Source organism: Algoriphagus kandeliae, assembly GCF_004571135.1.
In the GTDB taxonomy this organism is placed as follows: Bacteria; Bacteroidota; Bacteroidia; order Cytophagales; family Cyclobacteriaceae; genus Algoriphagus; species Algoriphagus kandeliae.
In genome coordinates this window covers 644,150-661,934 of sequence record NZ_SPSB01000002.1, presented here as the reverse complement: position 1 = coordinate 661,934, position 17,785 = coordinate 644,150, and the positions used below count along the sequence as shown (strand labels likewise).

Annotated in this window: 15 protein-coding genes; 11 read left to right on the top strand and 4 right to left on the bottom strand. The window is 42.4% G+C overall.

Annotated features, from left to right (window positions below; all coding sequences use genetic code 11):
* The first annotated feature begins 86 nt into the window (after nucleotides 1-86).
* From E4S40_RS07460 to coaE, 7 genes are all read left to right on the top strand, one after another.
* Nucleotides 87-1,187, top strand: coding sequence for a Glu/Leu/Phe/Val dehydrogenase dimerization domain-containing protein (locus E4S40_RS07460; protein WP_135072714.1), 1,101 nt, complete (start codon nucleotides 87-89; stop codon nucleotides 1,185-1,187).
* Nucleotides 1,188-1,304: 117 nt separating this feature from the next.
* Nucleotides 1,305-2,489, top strand: coding sequence for a transcription antitermination factor NusB (gene nusB / locus E4S40_RS07455; RefSeq protein ID WP_135072713.1), 1,185 nt, complete (start codon nucleotides 1,305-1,307; stop codon nucleotides 2,487-2,489).
* 7 nt (nucleotides 2,490-2,496) lie between these two features.
* Nucleotides 2,497-2,796, top strand: a complete 300-nt coding sequence (locus E4S40_RS07450; protein WP_135072712.1) for a YtxH domain-containing protein — start codon at nucleotides 2,497-2,499, stop codon at nucleotides 2,794-2,796.
* Between the two features lies 1 nt (nucleotide 2,797).
* A complete protein-coding gene (locus tag E4S40_RS07445; protein WP_135072711.1) occupies nucleotides 2,798-3,337 on the top strand; it encodes a DUF1573 domain-containing protein in 540 nt (179 codons plus the stop codon).
* 6 nt (nucleotides 3,338-3,343) lie between these two features.
* Nucleotides 3,344-3,655: a preprotein translocase subunit YajC gene (gene yajC / locus E4S40_RS07440; protein WP_135072710.1), complete on the top strand. Its 312-nt coding sequence runs from the start codon at nucleotides 3,344-3,346 to the stop codon at nucleotides 3,653-3,655.
* A gap of 68 nt (nucleotides 3,656-3,723) precedes the next feature.
* Nucleotides 3,724-4,632 (top strand): YbbR-like domain-containing protein, encoded by a 909-nt coding sequence (locus tag E4S40_RS07435; protein WP_237563145.1) that lies wholly within the window; start codon nucleotides 3,724-3,726, stop codon nucleotides 4,630-4,632.
* Nucleotides 4,622-5,221, top strand: coding sequence for a dephospho-CoA kinase (coaE, locus tag E4S40_RS07430; RefSeq protein WP_135072708.1), 600 nt, complete (start codon nucleotides 4,622-4,624; stop codon nucleotides 5,219-5,221). Before E4S40_RS07435 ends, coaE begins: the two co-directional genes overlap by 11 nt.
* A 170-nt stretch (nucleotides 5,222-5,391) precedes the next feature.
* Here the strand turns inward: coaE and E4S40_RS07425 are convergent, their stop codons facing one another.
* The 4 genes from E4S40_RS07425 to E4S40_RS07410 all read right to left on the bottom strand — a co-directional run bounded on the left by E4S40_RS07425 (nucleotide 5,392) and on the right by E4S40_RS07410 (nucleotide 9,395).
* Nucleotides 5,392-5,952 (bottom strand): LutC/YkgG family protein, encoded by a 561-nt coding sequence (locus tag E4S40_RS07425; RefSeq protein ID WP_135072707.1) that lies wholly within the window; start codon nucleotides 5,950-5,952, stop codon nucleotides 5,392-5,394.
* Nucleotides 5,949-7,307, bottom strand: coding sequence for a lactate utilization protein B (locus E4S40_RS07420; RefSeq protein ID WP_135072706.1), 1,359 nt, complete (start codon nucleotides 7,305-7,307; stop codon nucleotides 5,949-5,951). Before E4S40_RS07420 ends, E4S40_RS07425 begins: the two co-directional genes overlap by 4 nt.
* Nucleotides 7,304-8,062: a (Fe-S)-binding protein gene (locus tag E4S40_RS07415; RefSeq protein ID WP_135072705.1), complete on the bottom strand. Its 759-nt coding sequence runs from the start codon at nucleotides 8,060-8,062 to the stop codon at nucleotides 7,304-7,306. Before E4S40_RS07415 ends, E4S40_RS07420 begins: the two co-directional genes overlap by 4 nt.
* A gap of 190 nt (nucleotides 8,063-8,252) precedes the next feature.
* Complete coding sequence (locus E4S40_RS07410; RefSeq protein WP_135072704.1) at nucleotides 8,253-9,395, bottom strand: ATP-binding protein; 1,143 nt, start codon at nucleotides 9,393-9,395, stop codon at nucleotides 8,253-8,255.
* A gap of 221 nt (nucleotides 9,396-9,616) precedes the next feature.
* On the opposite strand from E4S40_RS07410, the gene E4S40_RS07405 reads away from it, so the two are divergent.
* The 4 genes from E4S40_RS07405 to E4S40_RS07390 all read left to right on the top strand — a co-directional run bounded on the left by E4S40_RS07405 (nucleotide 9,617) and on the right by E4S40_RS07390 (nucleotide 17,654).
* Complete coding sequence (locus E4S40_RS07405) at nucleotides 9,617-12,148, top strand: M14 family metallopeptidase (RefSeq protein WP_135072703.1); 2,532 nt, start codon at nucleotides 9,617-9,619, stop codon at nucleotides 12,146-12,148.
* A 173-nt stretch (nucleotides 12,149-12,321) separates the two neighbouring features.
* Nucleotides 12,322-13,977, top strand: coding sequence for a carboxylesterase/lipase family protein (locus E4S40_RS07400; RefSeq protein ID WP_135072702.1), 1,656 nt, complete (start codon nucleotides 12,322-12,324; stop codon nucleotides 13,975-13,977).
* 143 nt (nucleotides 13,978-14,120) lie between these two features.
* The gene (glgP, locus tag E4S40_RS07395; protein ID WP_135072701.1) at nucleotides 14,121-15,779 is read left to right on the top strand and encodes an alpha-glucan family phosphorylase; all 1,659 of its coding nucleotides are present in this window, start codon (nucleotides 14,121-14,123) and stop codon (nucleotides 15,777-15,779) included.
* Between the two features lie 87 nt (nucleotides 15,780-15,866).
* Nucleotides 15,867-17,654 carry a M14 family metallopeptidase gene (locus E4S40_RS07390; protein ID WP_135072700.1) on the top strand — a complete coding sequence of 596 codons (1,788 nt, stop codon included), beginning with the start codon at nucleotides 15,867-15,869 and terminating at the stop codon, nucleotides 17,652-17,654.
* The last annotated feature ends 131 nt before the right edge of the window (nucleotides 17,655-17,785 follow it).

Here is a 17,785-nt window from a genome sequence, read left to right as displayed (position 1 = left end):
GATAAAAGTATTTAATTTTGTATCGGCCTACCTCTCGTGGGAAAGGAACAACCCAAATATAACACAATCTAAACTGCGAAGTTCACATGTTAGAAACGAAAGCTTCCGAAACCTTGCAAGAAGGGTCCATCTTTGGACAAATTACCACCATGGATCACGAGCAGCTCGTGATTTGCCATGACCAAGCTACCGGTCTAAAAGCCTTGATCGGAATTCACAACACTACCCTTGGTCCTGCCTTGGGAGGTACCCGCATGTGGCCTTACGCCACGGAAGCCGAAGCAATTACGGATGTGCTTAGACTTTCGAGAGGTATGACTTTCAAAAACGCCCTTGCCGGATTGAATCTAGGAGGAGGAAAGGCGGTCATTATTGGAGATCCAAAATTGAAAAGTGAAGCCTTCCTAAGAAGATTTGGTCGCTTTGTAGAAAGCCTTGGCGGTCGCTATGTCACTGCTGAAGATGTCAACATGAGTACGGCCGATATGGAGTACATCGCCATGGAGACCACACATGTGACCGGACTTCCTCAAATCAAAGGTGGAGCAGGTGACCCATCTCCTGTTACTGCCTATGGTGTGTATGTGGGGATGAAAGCCGCTGCGCAAAAAGCTTTTGGTTCGGATGATCTTTCTGGAAAAAGAATCGTCGTTCAGGGCGTTGGTCAGGTCGGAAAATATCTCATCCAACACTTGGTAAAAGAAAATGCTGAAGTATTGATCACAGATATTTTCGAGGATAAGCTGAAGAAAGTAGCCTTAGAAACCGGTGCAGTAGCCGTTGACCCAAATAGCATTTACAATTTGGATATGGATATTTATGCCCCTTGTGCTTTGGGCGCTACTATCAATGATGATACCATTGACCGATTAAAGTGTGCTGTAATCGCAGGAGGAGCCAACAACCAGTTGAAAGACGAAGCTAAGCATGGTAAAATCTTGTTGGAAAAAGGAATTATCTATGCTCCTGACTTCCTAATCAATGCTGGTGGTGTTATTAATGTAGGCGCTGAATATTATGGTGACTACCAAGAAGAGACTGTTTATAAGCAAACAGAAAAGATTTACGATACCTGTCTTCATATCTTGGAAAAATCCGAAAAAGAAGAGATTCCAGCACAAGAAGCAGCAATCAGAGCTGCCAAAGAGCGGATTGAAGCAATCGGAAGAGTTAAACTTCCTTTTTAAGGAATCACATCCATAAATTTGGAACCACCGGAACAGGCATCCGGTGGTTTTTTTATGAAAAATCTGCTGGGGGAAGCCCGCCTAAAATCCCTATATTTACGGCTTGTTTGAACAATTATGTTAAATCGAAGAATCCTCAGGGTCAAAGCTTTTCAAAACCTTTACGCCTTTGAGCAGTGTAAAGCTTCCAACTATAATCTTTCCCGAGATTTTATCAAAGAATCCTTTCAACCAGACCTCAATAGTATGGAGGTTCAGGATAAGGCCGCTCTGAATAGGGAAGCCGAATTGGCGCTGTCGATTTTTGAAAAAAATCTGGACAATACGAAAGCAATCGATGCTGCGGATGCAAGTCCAAAAGTCAAGCAGGTAGTAAAGGAAGCGATCGTTCAATACCGAAACGCCAATAAAAAAGATCAGGAGTTTCTTTTGAAAAATATGGTCACTTCTGCGGAACGTATTCCGCAACTTTATTTATTGGCTATCGAGCTGCTTCAGGCTTTTGCGGCCCATGTGGGTCGAGAGCATGAGAAAAAGCGGAAATTAGCAGGTGAAAGCTCCGTAGAATTCGCAGGTGAACTGAATTTATATAACAACCAAGTTATCAAAAAGCTTCGGAATTCACCTTCCTATCAAGCAGCCTTGGCAAGGAATAATGTCAATTTGGAAGATGTAGAACTTGAAATCAAGGAATGGTTCCGAGATTATATCAAACCTTCAGAAGAATATCAGGCATATTTGAAGATCTCGAATCCAAGTTTGGAGCAAGACTTGGAAGCTACGGAAGACCTTCTGAAAAAGATTTTGTTCAAAAACGAGGTGATTTTGAACCACTTCTCTGAAAAAGACCTTAATTGGACAGAGAACAAGTCCGTCGTGAGAAGTCTGGCTGCCAAGGTTTTGAAAAATGCCGTACAGGCAGAAGAATCTGGAGAAGGAGGGCTTCCGGAAATTGCCATGAACTGGGAAGAGGATAAGGAGTTTTTTCAAAATATCTTTAACTTCACCATTGAAAAAGACCAGGAAAACCGGGAATTAATCGCCCAAAAAACGAAAAATTGGGATATTGACAGACTGGCATTTACGGATAAGGTAATCATCTCCATGGCGATTACCGAGATGCAGCTTTTCCCAAGTATTCCTGTGAAGGTAAGTATTAACGAGTACATTGATATTTCGAAGACCTACAGCACGCCAAAGAGCAAGCAGTTTGTAAACGGTCTTTTGGATGTGATGTCTCGTGAATTAACGGAACAGGGAAAAATCCGTAAGAGTGGTAGAGGGCTTTTAGACAATAAATAAAAACAGTATGAGCAAGAACAGTAATTCACTTTTAGCATTCATTGTAGGCGCAGGCATTGGTACCGCATTGGGGGTTCTTTTTGCCCCGGACAGCGGCAGCAATACAAGAGACAAGCTTTCTTACAGACTTTCCAAATACAAAAAGGAATTGGAAGACCTTATTGAAGAATTGGTAGAAGGAAAAGAACTTCACCTGAATGAGGCCAAGAGCGAAGGAAAGCGAGTAATCAACGAAGCAAAAAGCAAGGCTGAAAACCTTCTTCAAGACGTAAATAAACTAATCGATCAAATAAATAAAGACAACTAATATGAAAGCAAGAATCCTAGGTTTAGTGGGAGTGTTTGCAGCGCTCTCATTTACTACAGCTTGTAATCAAAGCTCCGAGCAAGAGCAAAAAATCCAAGCATTGGAGGAAAAAATCGCACAGTTGGAGGCAAAAGGTTCTTCCATCACTCCAGTAAATGCACAAACTACTCAAGCAGCAGATCCTTCTACTTTGGGTGCCTTCCAATTTGAAGAAATGGAATACAACTTCGGCACCATCAATGAAGGTGAGGTAGTGGAAAGAGTATTCAACTTCACCAATAATGGCGAAGCTCCTTTGGTAATCTCTAACATTACTGCTTCTTGTGGATGTACTAGCCCTGACTGGACCAAAACTCCTGTTAATCCAGGTGAGACTGGTTTTGTGAAGGTAGTATTCAACTCAACTGCTAAGTCTGGAGCTCAGGCACCTACCGTTACTATTCAGGCTAACACCAATCCTACTGTGACCAGATTAAGATTGCGTGGAAATGTAACTCCTAAAACAGGAGGACCAGCACCTGTAGGACCTGTTAAGCGATAATTTCGAATGATAACAAGCATTTTGGCACAAGCTCCAGCAGGTGGAGCGGGTATCATGGGTCAGGTTTTTCTGTTTGGATCCATCATTTTGATCATGTACTTCTTCATGATCAGGCCACAGCAGAAAAAGCAAAAAGAAACCAAGAAATTTATCGACGAAATTAAAAAAGGAGATTCCGTAATCACCATAGGTGGCCTCCATGGAAAAGTATCCTCTGTTGAAGGAGATACAGTTGTTCTGGAGCTAGACCGAGGCTTTAAAGTCACGGTGGAAAAGTCGGCCATTTCCTTAGATTTCTCCAAAAAGACTTCTAAATAAGTTGAATTTTGCCGGATACTAAAAAGTCCCCTAAGGGGATTTCTCCAAAAAAACTCTCTAACCTAAAAGTGGTAGTCCTCTGTGTAGCAGCGGCTACCACTTTTTGGATTTTAAACGCCCTGAATAAGGACGACTACACGACTATTGTCGATTATCCAATTCAATTTGAATTCGACCGGGAACGATACATCCCCGTCGAACCTCTACCCCCTACCCTAGAGGTAGAAATAAACGGAAATGGATGGGATCTTTTGAGAAAGTATTTCAACTTCAATACCCCTCCTTTCATCATTAATCTGGAGCAGCCATCTTCTCAAGATTATCTCATTCCTACCGATTTGAGAAGGGAATTATCTGAATTCCTAAGCCCTACTCAAATCGTTTCGCTCTCAAACGACACGCTAAAAATCGATATCGATCGAATCCGATCCGTGAAAATGAGGCCTGTTTTGGATTCCATGAGTTACAGTTTGGGTAAAAATATCCGTATGTTAAATGAACCGGAATTTGAACCCAAGGAAATCACAGTTATTGGAGCTGAATCGATATTAGAAATTTATGACGGGAAGTTTCCTGTGAATCTAGATGAAAAGCGCCTAGACCGAGATCTGACCAAAAATGTGAAAATTGAAATTTCGAAAGAACTTTCAGAATTTATTTCCATCGAAGAAAGTAGCATTTCTGTCCACATCGATGTAGTTGCTTTCTTGGAAGGGAACAAGCGCATGAAGCTTAAGAAAGTCAATTTTCCAAGAACCGTCCATCTAGTCGAGGAAGACCCTTCTATCATGATGTATTATTTGGTGGATGAGCGCTATACAGATGAATTGAAAGATCTGGAATTTGAAGCGGTATTAAACTACTCACAGCGAAACAGGCAAGACTCAACCATTGCTGTTCAGGTTAATCCTATGCCTCCATTTTTAGATCAAGTTCGCGTAGAACCCGCTACTCTTAAGTTGAGCTATGGCAACTAATCCCAAACTGATTGGTCTCACAGGAGGCATAGGTTCTGGCAAATCCACTGTTGCCCAGCTTTTCGAAATTTTAGGCATCCCAGTTTACTATGCCGATGACCGAGCCAAAAGCCTCATGCTTCAAAATCCATTAAAGCAGGAAATAATCAATGCATTTGGAGAAAGCAGTTATCTGGAAGATGGATCACTCAATCGGGAATTATTAGCCAAAACCGTCTTTGCTGACCCGGAAAAGGTTAAAAAAATCAACAGTTTGGTTCATCCGGCAGTAGCCGAGGATTTCAAAAATTGGGCTGCTAAACAAAAAAGCCCTTATGTATTGAAGGAAGCAGCTTTAATTTTTGAGACAGGGGGGGAGAAAAAACTGGATGCTTTAATTAATGTCAGTTCTCCACTACGTGTTCGAATGGCCCGCGTATTAATGCGTGATCCTCACCGAACGGAAGATCAAGTAAACCACATCATCAATCAGCAGTTACCAGACGAAATTAAAAATGAGAAAGCCGATTTCGTCATCAAAAACAAGGACAACATGCTCTTGATTCCTCAGGTTTTGGCTATTCACAAGAAATTGCTAGAAGGAGAATAAAACCATCAAAAATCAGAGCCTGTAAAGAAATATTGGAATCTTAGCTCAACTGGTTTTGAGCGCCCTCTTGACAGGGCGGAGTTCTTGCCTGACCGCCGTTACACAGGGGCTTGAATGACATAGATTTCACAATAACTAGCCTATTGGGTAGTTTTTTTTGATTTCAAAAATCACATAAGTACAACTCTCAAACTTTTCGCACCATGTGCACCTACCACGAGGGATTGCTCTATATCTGCGGTTTTGGAAGGTCCGGCTACAAATAATCCAAAGCCCGAGTGTTCTTCCCCAATTCGTTCATAGGCTTGATGTAAGGTATCCACCAAGTTTTCTTTTGACAGCACAATCACCAAATGCTCGGTGATAAACGGAAGTACCCGATGCGGCAGCTGGGAATCATTCAACCAAATAGCGCCATTTTCTGCAACTCCAAATTGCCCTTGAATGATAGCCAGTTGCAAATGATTCAGGTGATGCGGGTCTTCAGGAAGTTCGAAGGTTGACAAAGATTGGAAGGGCTCAGACAAAGAAATAATCGAATGAAAGTCGCATGAGGAAACCCAATTATTGAATTCTTCCTCGCCCATCACCTCTCCTTTATTGGCTTGGATGGCTCGGATAAATAAATCCACCAAATCACCTTCCAATTTGAAATCAGGAAGAGTTGGTAATTCTTTCCTTTCCCGTTGAATACCACGGATTGCTTTCAATATATTTTCCCTACTGCTCATCCTCTATTTTTCTTATACCATTCCTGAAAAGATTCCTTTGGAGCTTCGGGTAGATCTCTGTTTTTACCCCATACATTCAAAGGATTATAAATCAATCCTTTCGGAAGAAGCTTGATCGCTTTTCTCATAGTAGACCCTGAAATCTTATAAGCCAAAGGGCTTTTGAAAATTCCACTGGCCAATTTCATTGAAAGTCCCTTACCAAATTCCCCGTGATGCTTGGTGATTTCCTGTCTCCACTCATAGAGCTGTTCGTGGATATTGATCTTGACAGGACAGACATCCGAGCAGCTTCCGCAAAGGGTAGATGCAAATGGAAGCGTGCTGTATTTTTTCATATCCAAGCCAGGAGAAAGGATGGATCCAATAGGTCCGGGAACAGTGCTTCCGTAGCTATAGCCTCCACTTCTTCGGTAGATAGGGCAGGTATTCATACAGGCTCCGCAGCGTATACACTTCAGCGAATTCCTGAATTTCTCACGGGCTAATTGAAGACTTCTTCCATTATCGACAAGCACCAAATGGATTTCTTTTCCTTTGGCAGGGCTTCTAAAATGCGAATTGTAATTGGTGATGGGTTGTCCAGTTGCTGACCGAGCTAATAAGCGTAGGAAAACTCCCAAATCCTTTCTTCTCGGAATGATCTTCTCGATTCCCATACAAGCGATATGAACATCTGCTAGATGCACTCCCATATCTGCGTTTCCTTCATTAGTGCAGACAACAAATTCACCAGTCTCTGCTACCCCAAAATTCACACCTGTAATGGCCACCTTAGACCCCAAAAACTTTTTTCTCAAATGAAGTCTAGCGGCATTGGTCAGGTAAGAAGGATCTTCATTTCCTTTTTCCGTTTGCAATTTCTCATGAAAAAGTGCCGAAATATCCCGCTTTTTCAAGTGAATTGCCGGCATGACGATATGACTCGGGGGTTGCTGAAGAAATTGGACAATTCGCTCACCTAAATCCGTGTCCACTACCTCCACCCCATTCTTTTCCAAATAGGGATTTAAATGGCATTCCTCCGTAAGAATGGATTTGCTCTTGACGATAGCCTGGCAATTCTTTTCCCGTAGGATTCCTAAGACAATTTGATTATGCTCTGCAGCGTCCTTGGCCCAATGAACCTTAATACCATTTTTTTGAGCATTTGCCTCAAAATTCTCTAAATAGACATCGAGATTGGAAAGGACCTTATCCTTGATTTGGGAGGCAAGGTTTCGTAATTCTTCCCATTCTGGGATAGTCTTACTGATGGCATCCCGCTTTTCTCGAACCATCCAAAGCGTCTCATCATGCCAAAGGGAATTAGCATGATCCTTCAGAAACTGACTTGCGGCTTTAGGATGACTCATAAGATGGCTTGGTTTAGAATTTCTGCCACATGCATAAATTTCAGGCTGCTCCCTTCTCTATCTGCAATTCCTTGAAGATGCATCAGACAGGACATATCCCCTCCAGTCACTATTTCCACTTGATGAGATTGATGATCTTGTAAGCGATCCCTTCCCATTTGTACAGAAAGTGCTTCCTCTGTCACGGAAAAAGTACCTCCGAAACCGCAGCACTCATCAACTCGGCTTAGTTCAACCCACTCCAGTCCTTCCAGATTTTGTAGAAGTTGTTTGGCCTTATTGAAAGGGGTAACGTTCATCTCAGAGCTGGAAGCCAAGCGAAGTCCCCGCAATCCATGGCAAGAAGAATGAAATCCAACTTTCTTTGGAAAAGATCCTTTCAAGGAATCTACTTTTAGAACATCCGTCAAGAATTCTGTCAATTCATAGATTCGATCATGTACCCGATTTTGCTCTTGCTCCATGTCGGAAAGCTTTGGGAAATGCTCTTTTACATGCAAAACGCAACTTCCGGAAGGAGCGACGATGTAGTCAAACTGTTTGAATAACTCCAAAAAATGACGGCTAGATCCTTCTGTATCCCGCTCATATCCCGCGTTGGCCAATGGCTGCCCACAGCAGGTTTGACCCAAAGGATAGCTCACCTTGCAGCCCAATTTTTCCAATAATTCCAAGGTAGCTATTGCCACTTGTGGGAAAAATTGATCCACATAGCAGGGGATAAAAAGGCCGATTTCGGGTTGACTTTTTTTCATTTTATTTTTTAAGACTCAATCCCTATCGCTATATGGTGGGGGCTCAAGTCAAGAAAAACTAAGAAAGCAAATTTTAATTAAAAACCCAGATAAATTAACCTCCTTCCCTAACCTGCTTGGATGAATAAATGGGATATTGGTGGATATCAGTTTTTCAAAAGGAGATTAGGGGTTAACCTAATATTTTAAATTACTCTGAAAGAAACTCCTTCAGTCCAATTGCCAAAACATTCTCAGAAATCGGAAATTGTCCTTCAATTCGACAAATAACAAAGCCTTCCCGAGCCCCAGTATCCTCCATAGATATCCTTAAGCCTTTGGTCAATTTCGGAGAAAGTGTGTTTTTGATTTCAATTGCGCGTTGTACTTCCCCATTTTTAACAAGTAAGAGATCACATTCTGCACCTTGATGAGTACGATAAAAAAAATACCCGTACTCTTCTCCTTTTGATGCAATAATTTGCTCAATTACAAATCCTTCCCAAGAAGATCCAATTTCAATTCGATTTTGCAATTGAACCATGGAATCAATACCGATTAGGGAATGAAGTAGCCCGGTATCTCGAATATAAACCTTGGGTGATTTAACTAACCTTTTTTTAATATTTTGGTGAAATGGGCGAAGAACTCGAATCATAAACGAACCCTCCAAATATTCTAAATAACGATTGACAGTTGGGCGAGTAACTCCTAAAGCCCTTGCAAAACTTTCCCCATTCCAAATTCCTCCTTGTGCATGAGCCAACATTCTCCAAAAACGCTCTACCAGTCTCGGATCAGTACTCAATCCAATCTGAGCCAAGTCTCGCTCCAGATAAGTCTTGATGAAATTTTGCCTCCAGAGCTGAGACTCCCTTTCGCTCTTTGCTAAAAATGAAAGCGGAAAGCCACCCCGTATCCAGAGCTTCTCATCCTCATCTTGTTCTACTTCATCAAGAAAAAAGGGCGTTAGTTCCAAATAACCAATTCTTCCTGCCAAAGAATCAGCACTCTTTCGAATTAAATCAGGAGATGCCGAACCCAGGATAATATATCGACCCGGAACACGTCGCTCATCAATTAAGCTTCGCAACTCTGAAAAAAGCTCAGGCATAAGTTGGATCTCATCCAAAATGACTGTTTTTTCTGCATGTGTTTTTAAAAATAGTTCAGGGTCCATCAATTTAGCACGATCAGAAGCTTTTTCAAGATCGAGATATAGGCTTTCCTTTTCAAAATCCAGGGGTTTGACTAAGGTAGTCTTCCCCACCTGCCGAGGCCCCAAAAGCCCTACAGCGGGGAAAATCGAAAGATACTCCTGTAAAAGCGAAACAATTTTTCGGTTCTTCACCATGAAAATCGAATATTTGACTTACATTTTTCATGGTAAAAGTAAATATATAAATCTAGAATTCAAATATTTTTACCATGATATTCGAAAGTATAATTTACGTTTTTCATGGTAAATTGAATTGAGACGGTGGATTTTTATTGGTGCACCAGAGCCTTTTACACAGTTGATTTCCACAGCTAGGGTTTTAACACTAAATTCGGCATTCAATGAAATAAATTCTTATGCAAAAAAGATTACTCTTCACGCTACTCAGCTTGGTAAGCTGGACTTTTGTCCAAGCCCAAATCCAGACTCCCGAGCAGTTTCTTGGCTATAAACCTGGCGATCGCTTCACCCCTCATCACCGTATGGTGGATTATTTCGAGCATATCGCAGCCAATAATCCCAATGTAAAACTGGTGCAATACGGCGAAACCAATGAAAAAAGGCCCCTTTTCGTGGCAATTCTATCCAGCCCTGAAAACATGGCTAACCTGGAAGAAATCCGCGAAGACAATCTGAAAAGAGCCGGAATCGTGGATGGTACTCCCAGCACTTCTGTGCCTATCAACTGGATGTCCTTCAACGTGCACGGAAATGAATCCGTGGGAATGGAAGCAGCTATTTCAACCATCTATACCCTAGCAAATCCAACTAATAGTAAATCCCAAGAATGGTTGAAAAATCAAGTGGTGATCATCGATCCTTGTATCAACCCAGATGGCCGGGATCGCTACGCCATGTGGTACAATCAAAAAATGAATACCATTCTTCAGCCTGATCTTCAGTCAGTGGAGCACAACGAGCCTTGGCCAGGTGGACGGGCAAACCACTACCTTTTTGATCTAAACCGTGACTGGGCTTGGCAGGTTCAGGTGGAATCTCAGCAGCGCTTAAAAATCTATCAGCAATGGATGCCTCAGTTGCATTTGGATTTCCATGAGCAAGGAATCAATAATCCTTTCTACATGGCTCCAGCCGCTGAACCTTTGCATGAGCAATTGACAGACTGGCAGCATGAGTTTCAGGATATTTTCGGAAAGAATACTGCGAAATATTTTGATGAAATGGGCCGATTCTATTTCACCAAGGAGCGTTTTGACTTGCTCTATCCATCTTATGGAGACACTTACCCGATGTACAATGGTGCCATCGGTATGACGATTGAGCAGGGAGGTGGGGGCCGAGCAGGACGCGGAGGCTTTAATGCGATTGGAGATACGGTTACCCTCAGCTATCGAATCGAAGGTCACTACACCGCAGCCATGTCTGCTGTGGAAGTTACCAGTTCTAATGCAGATCGTCTTTTGGCGGAATACAGTCAATATTTCCAGGAAAACTCCAGCAATCCAAAAGGCAAATACAAAAGCTTTGTCATCAAAGGTGACAGCAATCCTGCTCAAGTTTCCAAGTTGTTGGAATTACTGGACAAAAATGGTATTCGCTATGGACAAGCCGGAAACAGATCAGGTCTTCGTGGCTATGAATACCAAAGTGGAAAAAACACCACTTTCTCCACAAGTGAGGAAGATATCGTCATATCGGCTTACCAGCCAAAAGCTGTTTTGACTCAAGTATTCTTCGAGCCGAACCCTCAGTTGAATGATAGCATCACCTACGATATTACCAGTTGGGCGCTTCCTTATGCCTACAATGTAAAAGCCTATGCTTTGGAAAGCCGCTTGGATCCATCAAAGGATTTTGAAGCGGAAACCTTTACTCCAAATACAGCTGGAAAAACTCCAGTGGCTTATATCGCTTCTTGGGAAGGTACGCGGGATGCAGCATTTTTGGCTGCCCTGTTGAAGCAAGGAATCCGAGTTAAATACCCTGAATTTCCATTCAAAACCGAGGGTAAAAGCTTTCCTGCAGGTACTCTTTTGATCACCAAAGGTGGAAATGAGTATGTAGCTGATTTTGATAAAAAGGTGACCGAAACAGCCAACAGATTTGGTATCAAGCTGGAAACTACGATGACTGGCTATATGGAAGAAGGGAAAGACTTCGGCTCACCAAATATCCGAGTAATCCAAGCTCCAAAAGTAGCTTTGGCTGGAGGTGAAGGAACTTCTTCCTTGAACTATGGGGAAATCTGGCACTTCTTCGAAAAGGAGTTGGATTATCCTTTAGTCAATTTGGAAATGCAGAACTTGGGACGATATGATCTCAGCAAGTATGACGTGTTGATTCTTCCTTCCACTTGGGGTGGGGGTCTTAGCAAAGCTGCAGAAGAAAGAGTCCTTGATTGGGTACGTGGAGGAGGAAAGCTAATCGCTATTGATGGAGCTTTGAATCTTTTCGCGAACAAGGAAGGCTTTGATCTCAAAACATACGATTCTGAAGAGGAAGAAAAAGAAGCTAAAAAAGCGGCTGAATCCTTAGCTAAAGAAGAACGACTTGCTCCTTATCTGCAGGAAGAACGTCTAGCTATCGCGGGTGGTACCGCAGGAGCAATTTACCAAGTTGATATGGATATCACGCATCCATTAGGCTACGGAACCCTAGGCAAATTCTACACTCTGAAAAATAATTCCGACAAATATGCATACCTAACTGATGGTGTTAATGCTGGAAAAATCAGTTCGAATGATTCTTATCGAACAGGCTATATCGGCTACAAAATCAAGTCCCAAATGGGAGAATCCATGGCCATAGGTGTGGAGCCCAAAGGAAGAGGGGAACTCATTTACTTTGTAGATAACCCGATTTTCCGAGGATTCTGGGAATCAGGCAAACTAGTTCTAAGCAATGCCATCTTTATGGTAGGACAATAAGATTCTAGTATCTAGTAACAAGTATCTAGTATCAAGAAGCCGGCTCCGATTTATTGGGGTCGGTTTTTTTATTCGTAGAAAAGTATTTCTACCGAATTTCAATCCTATCTATTGATTATCAAGAATTTTCCCTATTTTTTCATAATGAAACAATAACCCTAACCTTTAATCCTATGAATACCAACCGTAGAGAATTTTTCAAAAAAGTAGGAGTAGGCACCTTGGCTGCCTCCGTGCCTTTTGTCCATTCCGCACAGGCTCGTTCCGCACAGTCCCAATCATCTGATGATCAGTTTCTTCAAATAGGAGACAATATTGCCATCACGGATACTGACTCTGGAAAAGTAAGAGGCTATATTCTCAATGGGGTTTATACCTTTTTAGGAATTCCCTATGGAGCTGATACTTCTGGTAAAAACCGTTTTATGGCTCCAAAAAAACCGGAACCTTGGACCGATGTCAAGCCGACTATTTGGTGGGGAAATACAGCCCCTCAGATCATGGACAACCGCTATGCCAATGTCCACTATTCCTTTGCAGACCATTGGAATTATGATGATGTGAGTGAGGATTGCCTTCGATTGAATGTTTGGACCAATGGCTTGGCTGGAGGCAAAAAGCGTCCGGTTATGGTTTGGCTACATGGAGGAGGTTTTACCAATGGAAACGGAATTGAGCAAGACGGCTATCATGGAGAAAATATTGCCAAAAACGGGGACATTGTATTCGTTTCCATCAATCATCGCTTAGGACCAATTGGATTTACGGACCTTTCCGGTGTAGGGGGAGATAAATACAAAGACTCCGGAAATGTAGGAATGTTGGATATCATTTTTGCCTTAGAATGGGTGCGAGACAACATTGCCAATTTTGGAGGAGACCCTGACAATGTCACTATTATGGGACAATCAGGAGGAGGGGCAAAAGTGACCTGCGCCATGGCCATGCCTGCTTCCCAAGGAATCGTGCACAAAGGAGTGGCTCTCAGCGGTAGTATGCTTTCTGCCAATGATAAGGAATATGCACAAACGCTCGGAAAATATGTATTGGAAGCGGCAGGTTTAACCCCTGCAACACTCGACAAACTTCATGATTTAAGCTGGAGGGAATATCTGGATGTAGCCTACGTTGCTTTGGAGCGGATGCGAAAGGAATTTCCTCAACCGGGATTCCGGGGAGGATTTGGACCAGTGGCAGACGGACTTCACATTCCAAAGGGTGAGTTTTTCAGTGAAACTTCCGCTCATGCTTCCAATATGCCTTTGATGATTTGTACGACTTTCCATGAGTGGAATCCATCACGGACCAATGCAGAACTTGAAAAAATCGATTGGGCTGGAGTAGTAGAACAATTAAAAGGAAGATTTGGAGACAAATCTGAATCCATCCTAGCAGCCTATAGAAAAGATTTCCCGGAAGCTTCGCCTGCTGACATTTGGGCGATGATTTTATCGAATCGCCAAGGAGCCATTAATACGGCCAATGCCAAGTCCAAACAAAACGCTCCCGTTTACTTGGCTTGGTTTGGATGGGAACCTAATCTATACGATGGTAGAATGAAGGCATTCCACTGTATTGATATTTGTTTCTGGTACCAAAACACAGACCGCATGTACACGCATACCGGAGGTGGAGCCAGACCAAGAAACCTATCTGATAAGATGTCTGCTTCCCTTCTAGCCTTTATGCGAACAGGCAATCCGAATGCAGGAGCTCTTCCGGATTGGCCAAGCTATTCGACATCAAATGGAGAGACCATGATCCTGAACGATACCTGCCAAGTCAAAAACAAACCGGATGGAAATGGCCTTGCCGCTCTAAACGCTTAAAAGATTAAAAAGCTGTTCCTGAGAGGGAGCAGCTTTTTTCTTTATTTCAAACGGTTTCCAAGATTTTTCCTTGATTTTTTATCCAAGAGGGCACCATTTCCCATTCCTTTTCCCATAAATTAGGCGCTCTCAAATCAAAGACTATGACCGACTTTAAAAATTTCAGCGTTCCTTACGAGATCGCTCCTGAATATTCAAAAAAAGTGGCTTACTTCTCTATGGAGTTTGCCATTCACCAACCCCTAAAAATCTATTCGGGTGGCTTGGGCTTCCTTTCCGGTTCCCACCTCCGAAGTGCCTATGAATTGGGACAAAATCTGATCGGAATTGGAATTCTATGGAAATATGGCTATTACGATCAGTCCCGAAATCAAGATCAGACATTGAAGCCTGAGTGGTACGAAAAGACCTATAGTTTCTTAGTAGACACGGGGATCAAATTTCGGGTAACTGTCCATGATGTTCCCGTTTGGGTAAAGGCTTGGTATCTACCTCCTGACACCTTCAAATCAGCTCCTCTTTTCTTGTTGAGTACCGATTTGCCTGAAAATGATTACCTCAGTCAAACCATCACACACAAACTATACGACTCCGACACTGCAGCCAAAGTAGCTCAATGCCTGCTTTTGGGTATCGGAGGAGCCAAATTACTGGATGAATTGAACTTCAACCCGGATGTCTATCATTTGAATGAGGCTCATGGAGTCAGTTCGGTTTTCCACTTGATGCGGAAATTTGGCAAAAAGGAAGAGGTGAAAAAGCGTTTGGTGTTCACTACCCACACTCCTGAAGAAGCAGGGAATGAAAAACATGACATCCATTTGCTAAACAAAATGAGCTTCTTCAATGGCTATTCCATCGATGAAGTGAAGGAAATGGTTGGTTTTACCGGAGATATTTTCAATCACAGTTTGGCTGCTCTTCGATTTGCTAGAAAAGCAAATGGTGTCTCCAAACTACACGGGGAAGTCAGCCGTGAAATGTGGAAGTTTTATCCTAATATTCCCGAAATCACCCACATCACCAACTCTCAAAACTTCAAATACTGGTCTGATAAACAATTGTATCGATTCATGGAAAATGATGACGAAGCAGGTTTTGACGACCGAAAATGGTATTTGAAAAAACGGGCTTTTGAAATCGTAGCCGATCAGACCGGAAAACTTTTCAACCCGAATGTGCTGACCATCGTTTGGGCACGTCGGTTTGCAAGTTATAAACGGGCGGAATTGATTACCCGGGATGTCCGTCGATTCGATGCCTTGATGCGAAACACCAAATTCCCTGTTCAGATCATTTGGGCTGGCAAGCCTTATCCATTGGATTACAATGCTATTTCAGTTTTCAATCAGTTAGTCCATCTGAGCAAAAACTATCCAAATATGGCTGTTTGTACAGGATATGAGCTTACCCTGAGCAAGCGCTTAAAGCAGGCCTCCGACATTTGGTTGAATAATCCTCGTGTACCAAGGGAAGCTTCCGGTACTTCCGGAATGACGGCTTCTATGAATGGCGGAGTAAATTTCTCTACCTATGATGGTTGGATCTGCGAATTTGCAGAGCATGGAAAGAACAGCTTCATCGTTCCTCCTGCTGATTATTCCAATATGCATGCGGAAGATCAGGATGATTACGATTTTGAAAAACTGTATGAAGTGCTGGAAAATGAAATTCTTCCTCTTTACTACGATGACCGAGAAGCTTGGAGAAATATCGTTCAAAAAGGAATGAAAGACGTGGTCGGCTTCTTTGAAAGTAACCGAATGGCCAAGGAATATTACGAAATCATGTATAATGCATAATTCCTAAACTTAAATTTGACCTTACACAAAGCTCAGCGAGGTTTTTCCAAGCTGAGCTTTTATTTTTCTGATCTAATCCCAATCAAAATGAAACGACTCCTAAGCTTAATACTCCTTTTTACTTCTTTTCCTCTTTTGGCTCAAGACCTTATGCCTCCCTTATTGCCTTGGTCTGGACAGTCTGAATCCTTGATTGTGGAAGATTCTAATCCATGGGTCACTCCGGGGGAATTAACAGATTTAACCGAATCTCCTACTTATAAGGAAACCATGGATTGGCTACAAAAACTTGCCAACTCATCCCCTTATTTAGAAATGAAATCCTTGGGAAAAAGTGAACAGGGTCGCGATATTTTTCTCTTGATTGCTTCAAAAAGCCAAAAATTTTCGCCCGAAGAACTGGCGCAGGAAAACAAGGCAACTCTCTTTTTCCACGGAGGAATTCATGCAGGGGAAATCGATGGGAAAGATGCAGGCATGATGCTTTTGAGAGATATTGTTCATGGAGATAAAATGCAGCTTTTGGATAAGGCTAATATTCTATTTATCCCCATTCTTAATGTGGATGGGCACGAAAGAAGGAGTGAATTTGGTCGGGTGAATCAACGAGGACCAAAAGAAATGGGCTGGCGAACCAATGCTAGAAATCTTAACCTAAACCGTGATTACACCAAAGTCGAAACTTCTGGAGTGAAGGCTGTCATCAGTGTGTTGAATTCGTATCAGCCTGACCTCTATGTCGATGTACACGTGACAGATGGAGCCGATTATCAATATGATGTCACCTATGGCTATGTAAAGACAGGTGGCTACTCTCCTGCCATCAGCCAATTTCTTTCGGAAACTTTCCAAACTGAAGTTGATCAGGCTCTGAAAGATTGGGGGCATATTCCGGGGCCATTGCTATTTGCGGCAAATGGGGACGATTTTTCTGAAGGGAATATCGCTTTTTCTTTCAGCCCAAGATTTTCACATACCTATGGAGATGCCAGGCATATCCCATCCATATTGATTGAAAATCACTCCCTAAAGCCTTTTCGGCAACGGGTTTTGGGCACTTATGTGTTTTTAGAACAAGCCATTTCTACCATTTCCTCTCATCATGATGCCATAGAAAAAGCTATTGCAAATGACCAAGCCCAAGCTAAGAAGGAGCTGATTGTCCGTTTCAAATTCCGGGACAATCCTGCCGATACGATGGATTTTCTCGGGATTGCTTCTCAAAAACTCAAGTCTCCCAATACAGGAGCTGAATATGTCCAATGGCTAGGCAAACCCATCACCCAACAAGTCCCTAGTCTCTTGATGGATGTCCCTGCTGCATCAGTCAATCTTCCAAAGGCCTATTATATACCAGTGGAATGGACTGAGGTCATTGAAAAACTGAAGATTCATGGAATTGAGATGGAAACCTTAACTGGACCATTGGAAATCGAATTGGAGTTTGATTTCCTGACTGACTATCAACTTGCCAATCAGCAATTGGAGGGCAAAGTTCGATTTCGGTCTTTTGAGACCACTCCCATCCAACGAAAAGTCACTTTAAATCCTGGCTCGGTCAGAGTGAATACTGATCAGGAAAAGGGTATTTTAGCCGCGCTTCTTCTCGAACCCCAATCGGTAGATAGCTTTTTCCAGTGGGGTTATTTCATGCCAATTTTATCCCAAACAGAATACATCGAAGCTTACATTTTGGAACCGATGATTGTACAAATGCTGGGAAAAGATCCTGAACTCAAGCAGGAGTTTGAAGCTAAAAAGGCTGATGATTCAGAATTTGCATCCAACCCAAGGCAGATCTATCGCTGGTTTTATGAAAAGACCCCATACTTCGACCAAAACTGGAAAGTTATTCCAATTGGTAAGTCGCGGTGAAGGAAAAATATGATTTCCAAAAACGCTTTCTAAAAAGCATATTTCTTTCACATTGAGCGCTTGCCTTGCCGGCAGGGGCTCAATGTGACAACCAAATTATGGGAGACAGTCTCCTATAAATAAAATTCCTA

What these genes read in the sequence shown, in the direction of transcription:
- yajC (WP_135072710.1), top strand. Translation starts at nt 3,344, where the DNA reads ATGATAACAAGCATTTTGGCACAAGCTCCAGCAGGTGGAGCGGGTATC.
- E4S40_RS07445 (WP_135072711.1), top strand. Translation starts at nt 2,798, where the DNA reads ATGAAAGCAAGAATCCTAGGTTTAGTGGGAGTGTTTGCAGCGCTCTCA.
- nusB (WP_135072713.1), top strand. Translation starts at nt 1,305, where the DNA reads ATGTTAAATCGAAGAATCCTCAGGGTCAAAGCTTTTCAAAACCTTTAC.
- glgP (WP_135072701.1), top strand. Translation starts at nt 14,121, where the DNA reads ATGACCGACTTTAAAAATTTCAGCGTTCCTTACGAGATCGCTCCTGAA.
- E4S40_RS07405 (WP_135072703.1), top strand. Translation starts at nt 9,617, where the DNA reads ATGCAAAAAAGATTACTCTTCACGCTACTCAGCTTGGTAAGCTGGACT.
- E4S40_RS07390 (WP_135072700.1), top strand. Translation starts at nt 15,867, where the DNA reads ATGAAACGACTCCTAAGCTTAATACTCCTTTTTACTTCTTTTCCTCTT.
- E4S40_RS07460 (WP_135072714.1), top strand. Translation starts at nt 87, where the DNA reads ATGTTAGAAACGAAAGCTTCCGAAACCTTGCAAGAAGGGTCCATCTTT.
- coaE (WP_135072708.1), top strand. Translation starts at nt 4,622, where the DNA reads ATGGCAACTAATCCCAAACTGATTGGTCTCACAGGAGGCATAGGTTCT.
- E4S40_RS07410 (WP_135072704.1), bottom strand. Translation starts at nt 9,395, where the DNA reads ATGGTGAAGAACCGAAAAATTGTTTCGCTTTTACAGGAGTATCTTTCG.
- E4S40_RS07415 (WP_135072705.1), bottom strand. Translation starts at nt 8,062, where the DNA reads ATGAAAAAAAGTCAACCCGAAATCGGCCTTTTTATCCCCTGCTATGTG.
- E4S40_RS07450 (WP_135072712.1), top strand. Translation starts at nt 2,497, where the DNA reads ATGAGCAAGAACAGTAATTCACTTTTAGCATTCATTGTAGGCGCAGGC.
- E4S40_RS07400 (WP_135072702.1), top strand. Translation starts at nt 12,322, where the DNA reads ATGAATACCAACCGTAGAGAATTTTTCAAAAAAGTAGGAGTAGGCACC.
- E4S40_RS07420 (WP_135072706.1), bottom strand. Translation starts at nt 7,307, where the DNA reads ATGAGTCATCCTAAAGCCGCAAGTCAGTTTCTGAAGGATCATGCTAAT.
- E4S40_RS07425 (WP_135072707.1), bottom strand. Translation starts at nt 5,952, where the DNA reads ATGAGCAGTAGGGAAAATATATTGAAAGCAATCCGTGGTATTCAACGG.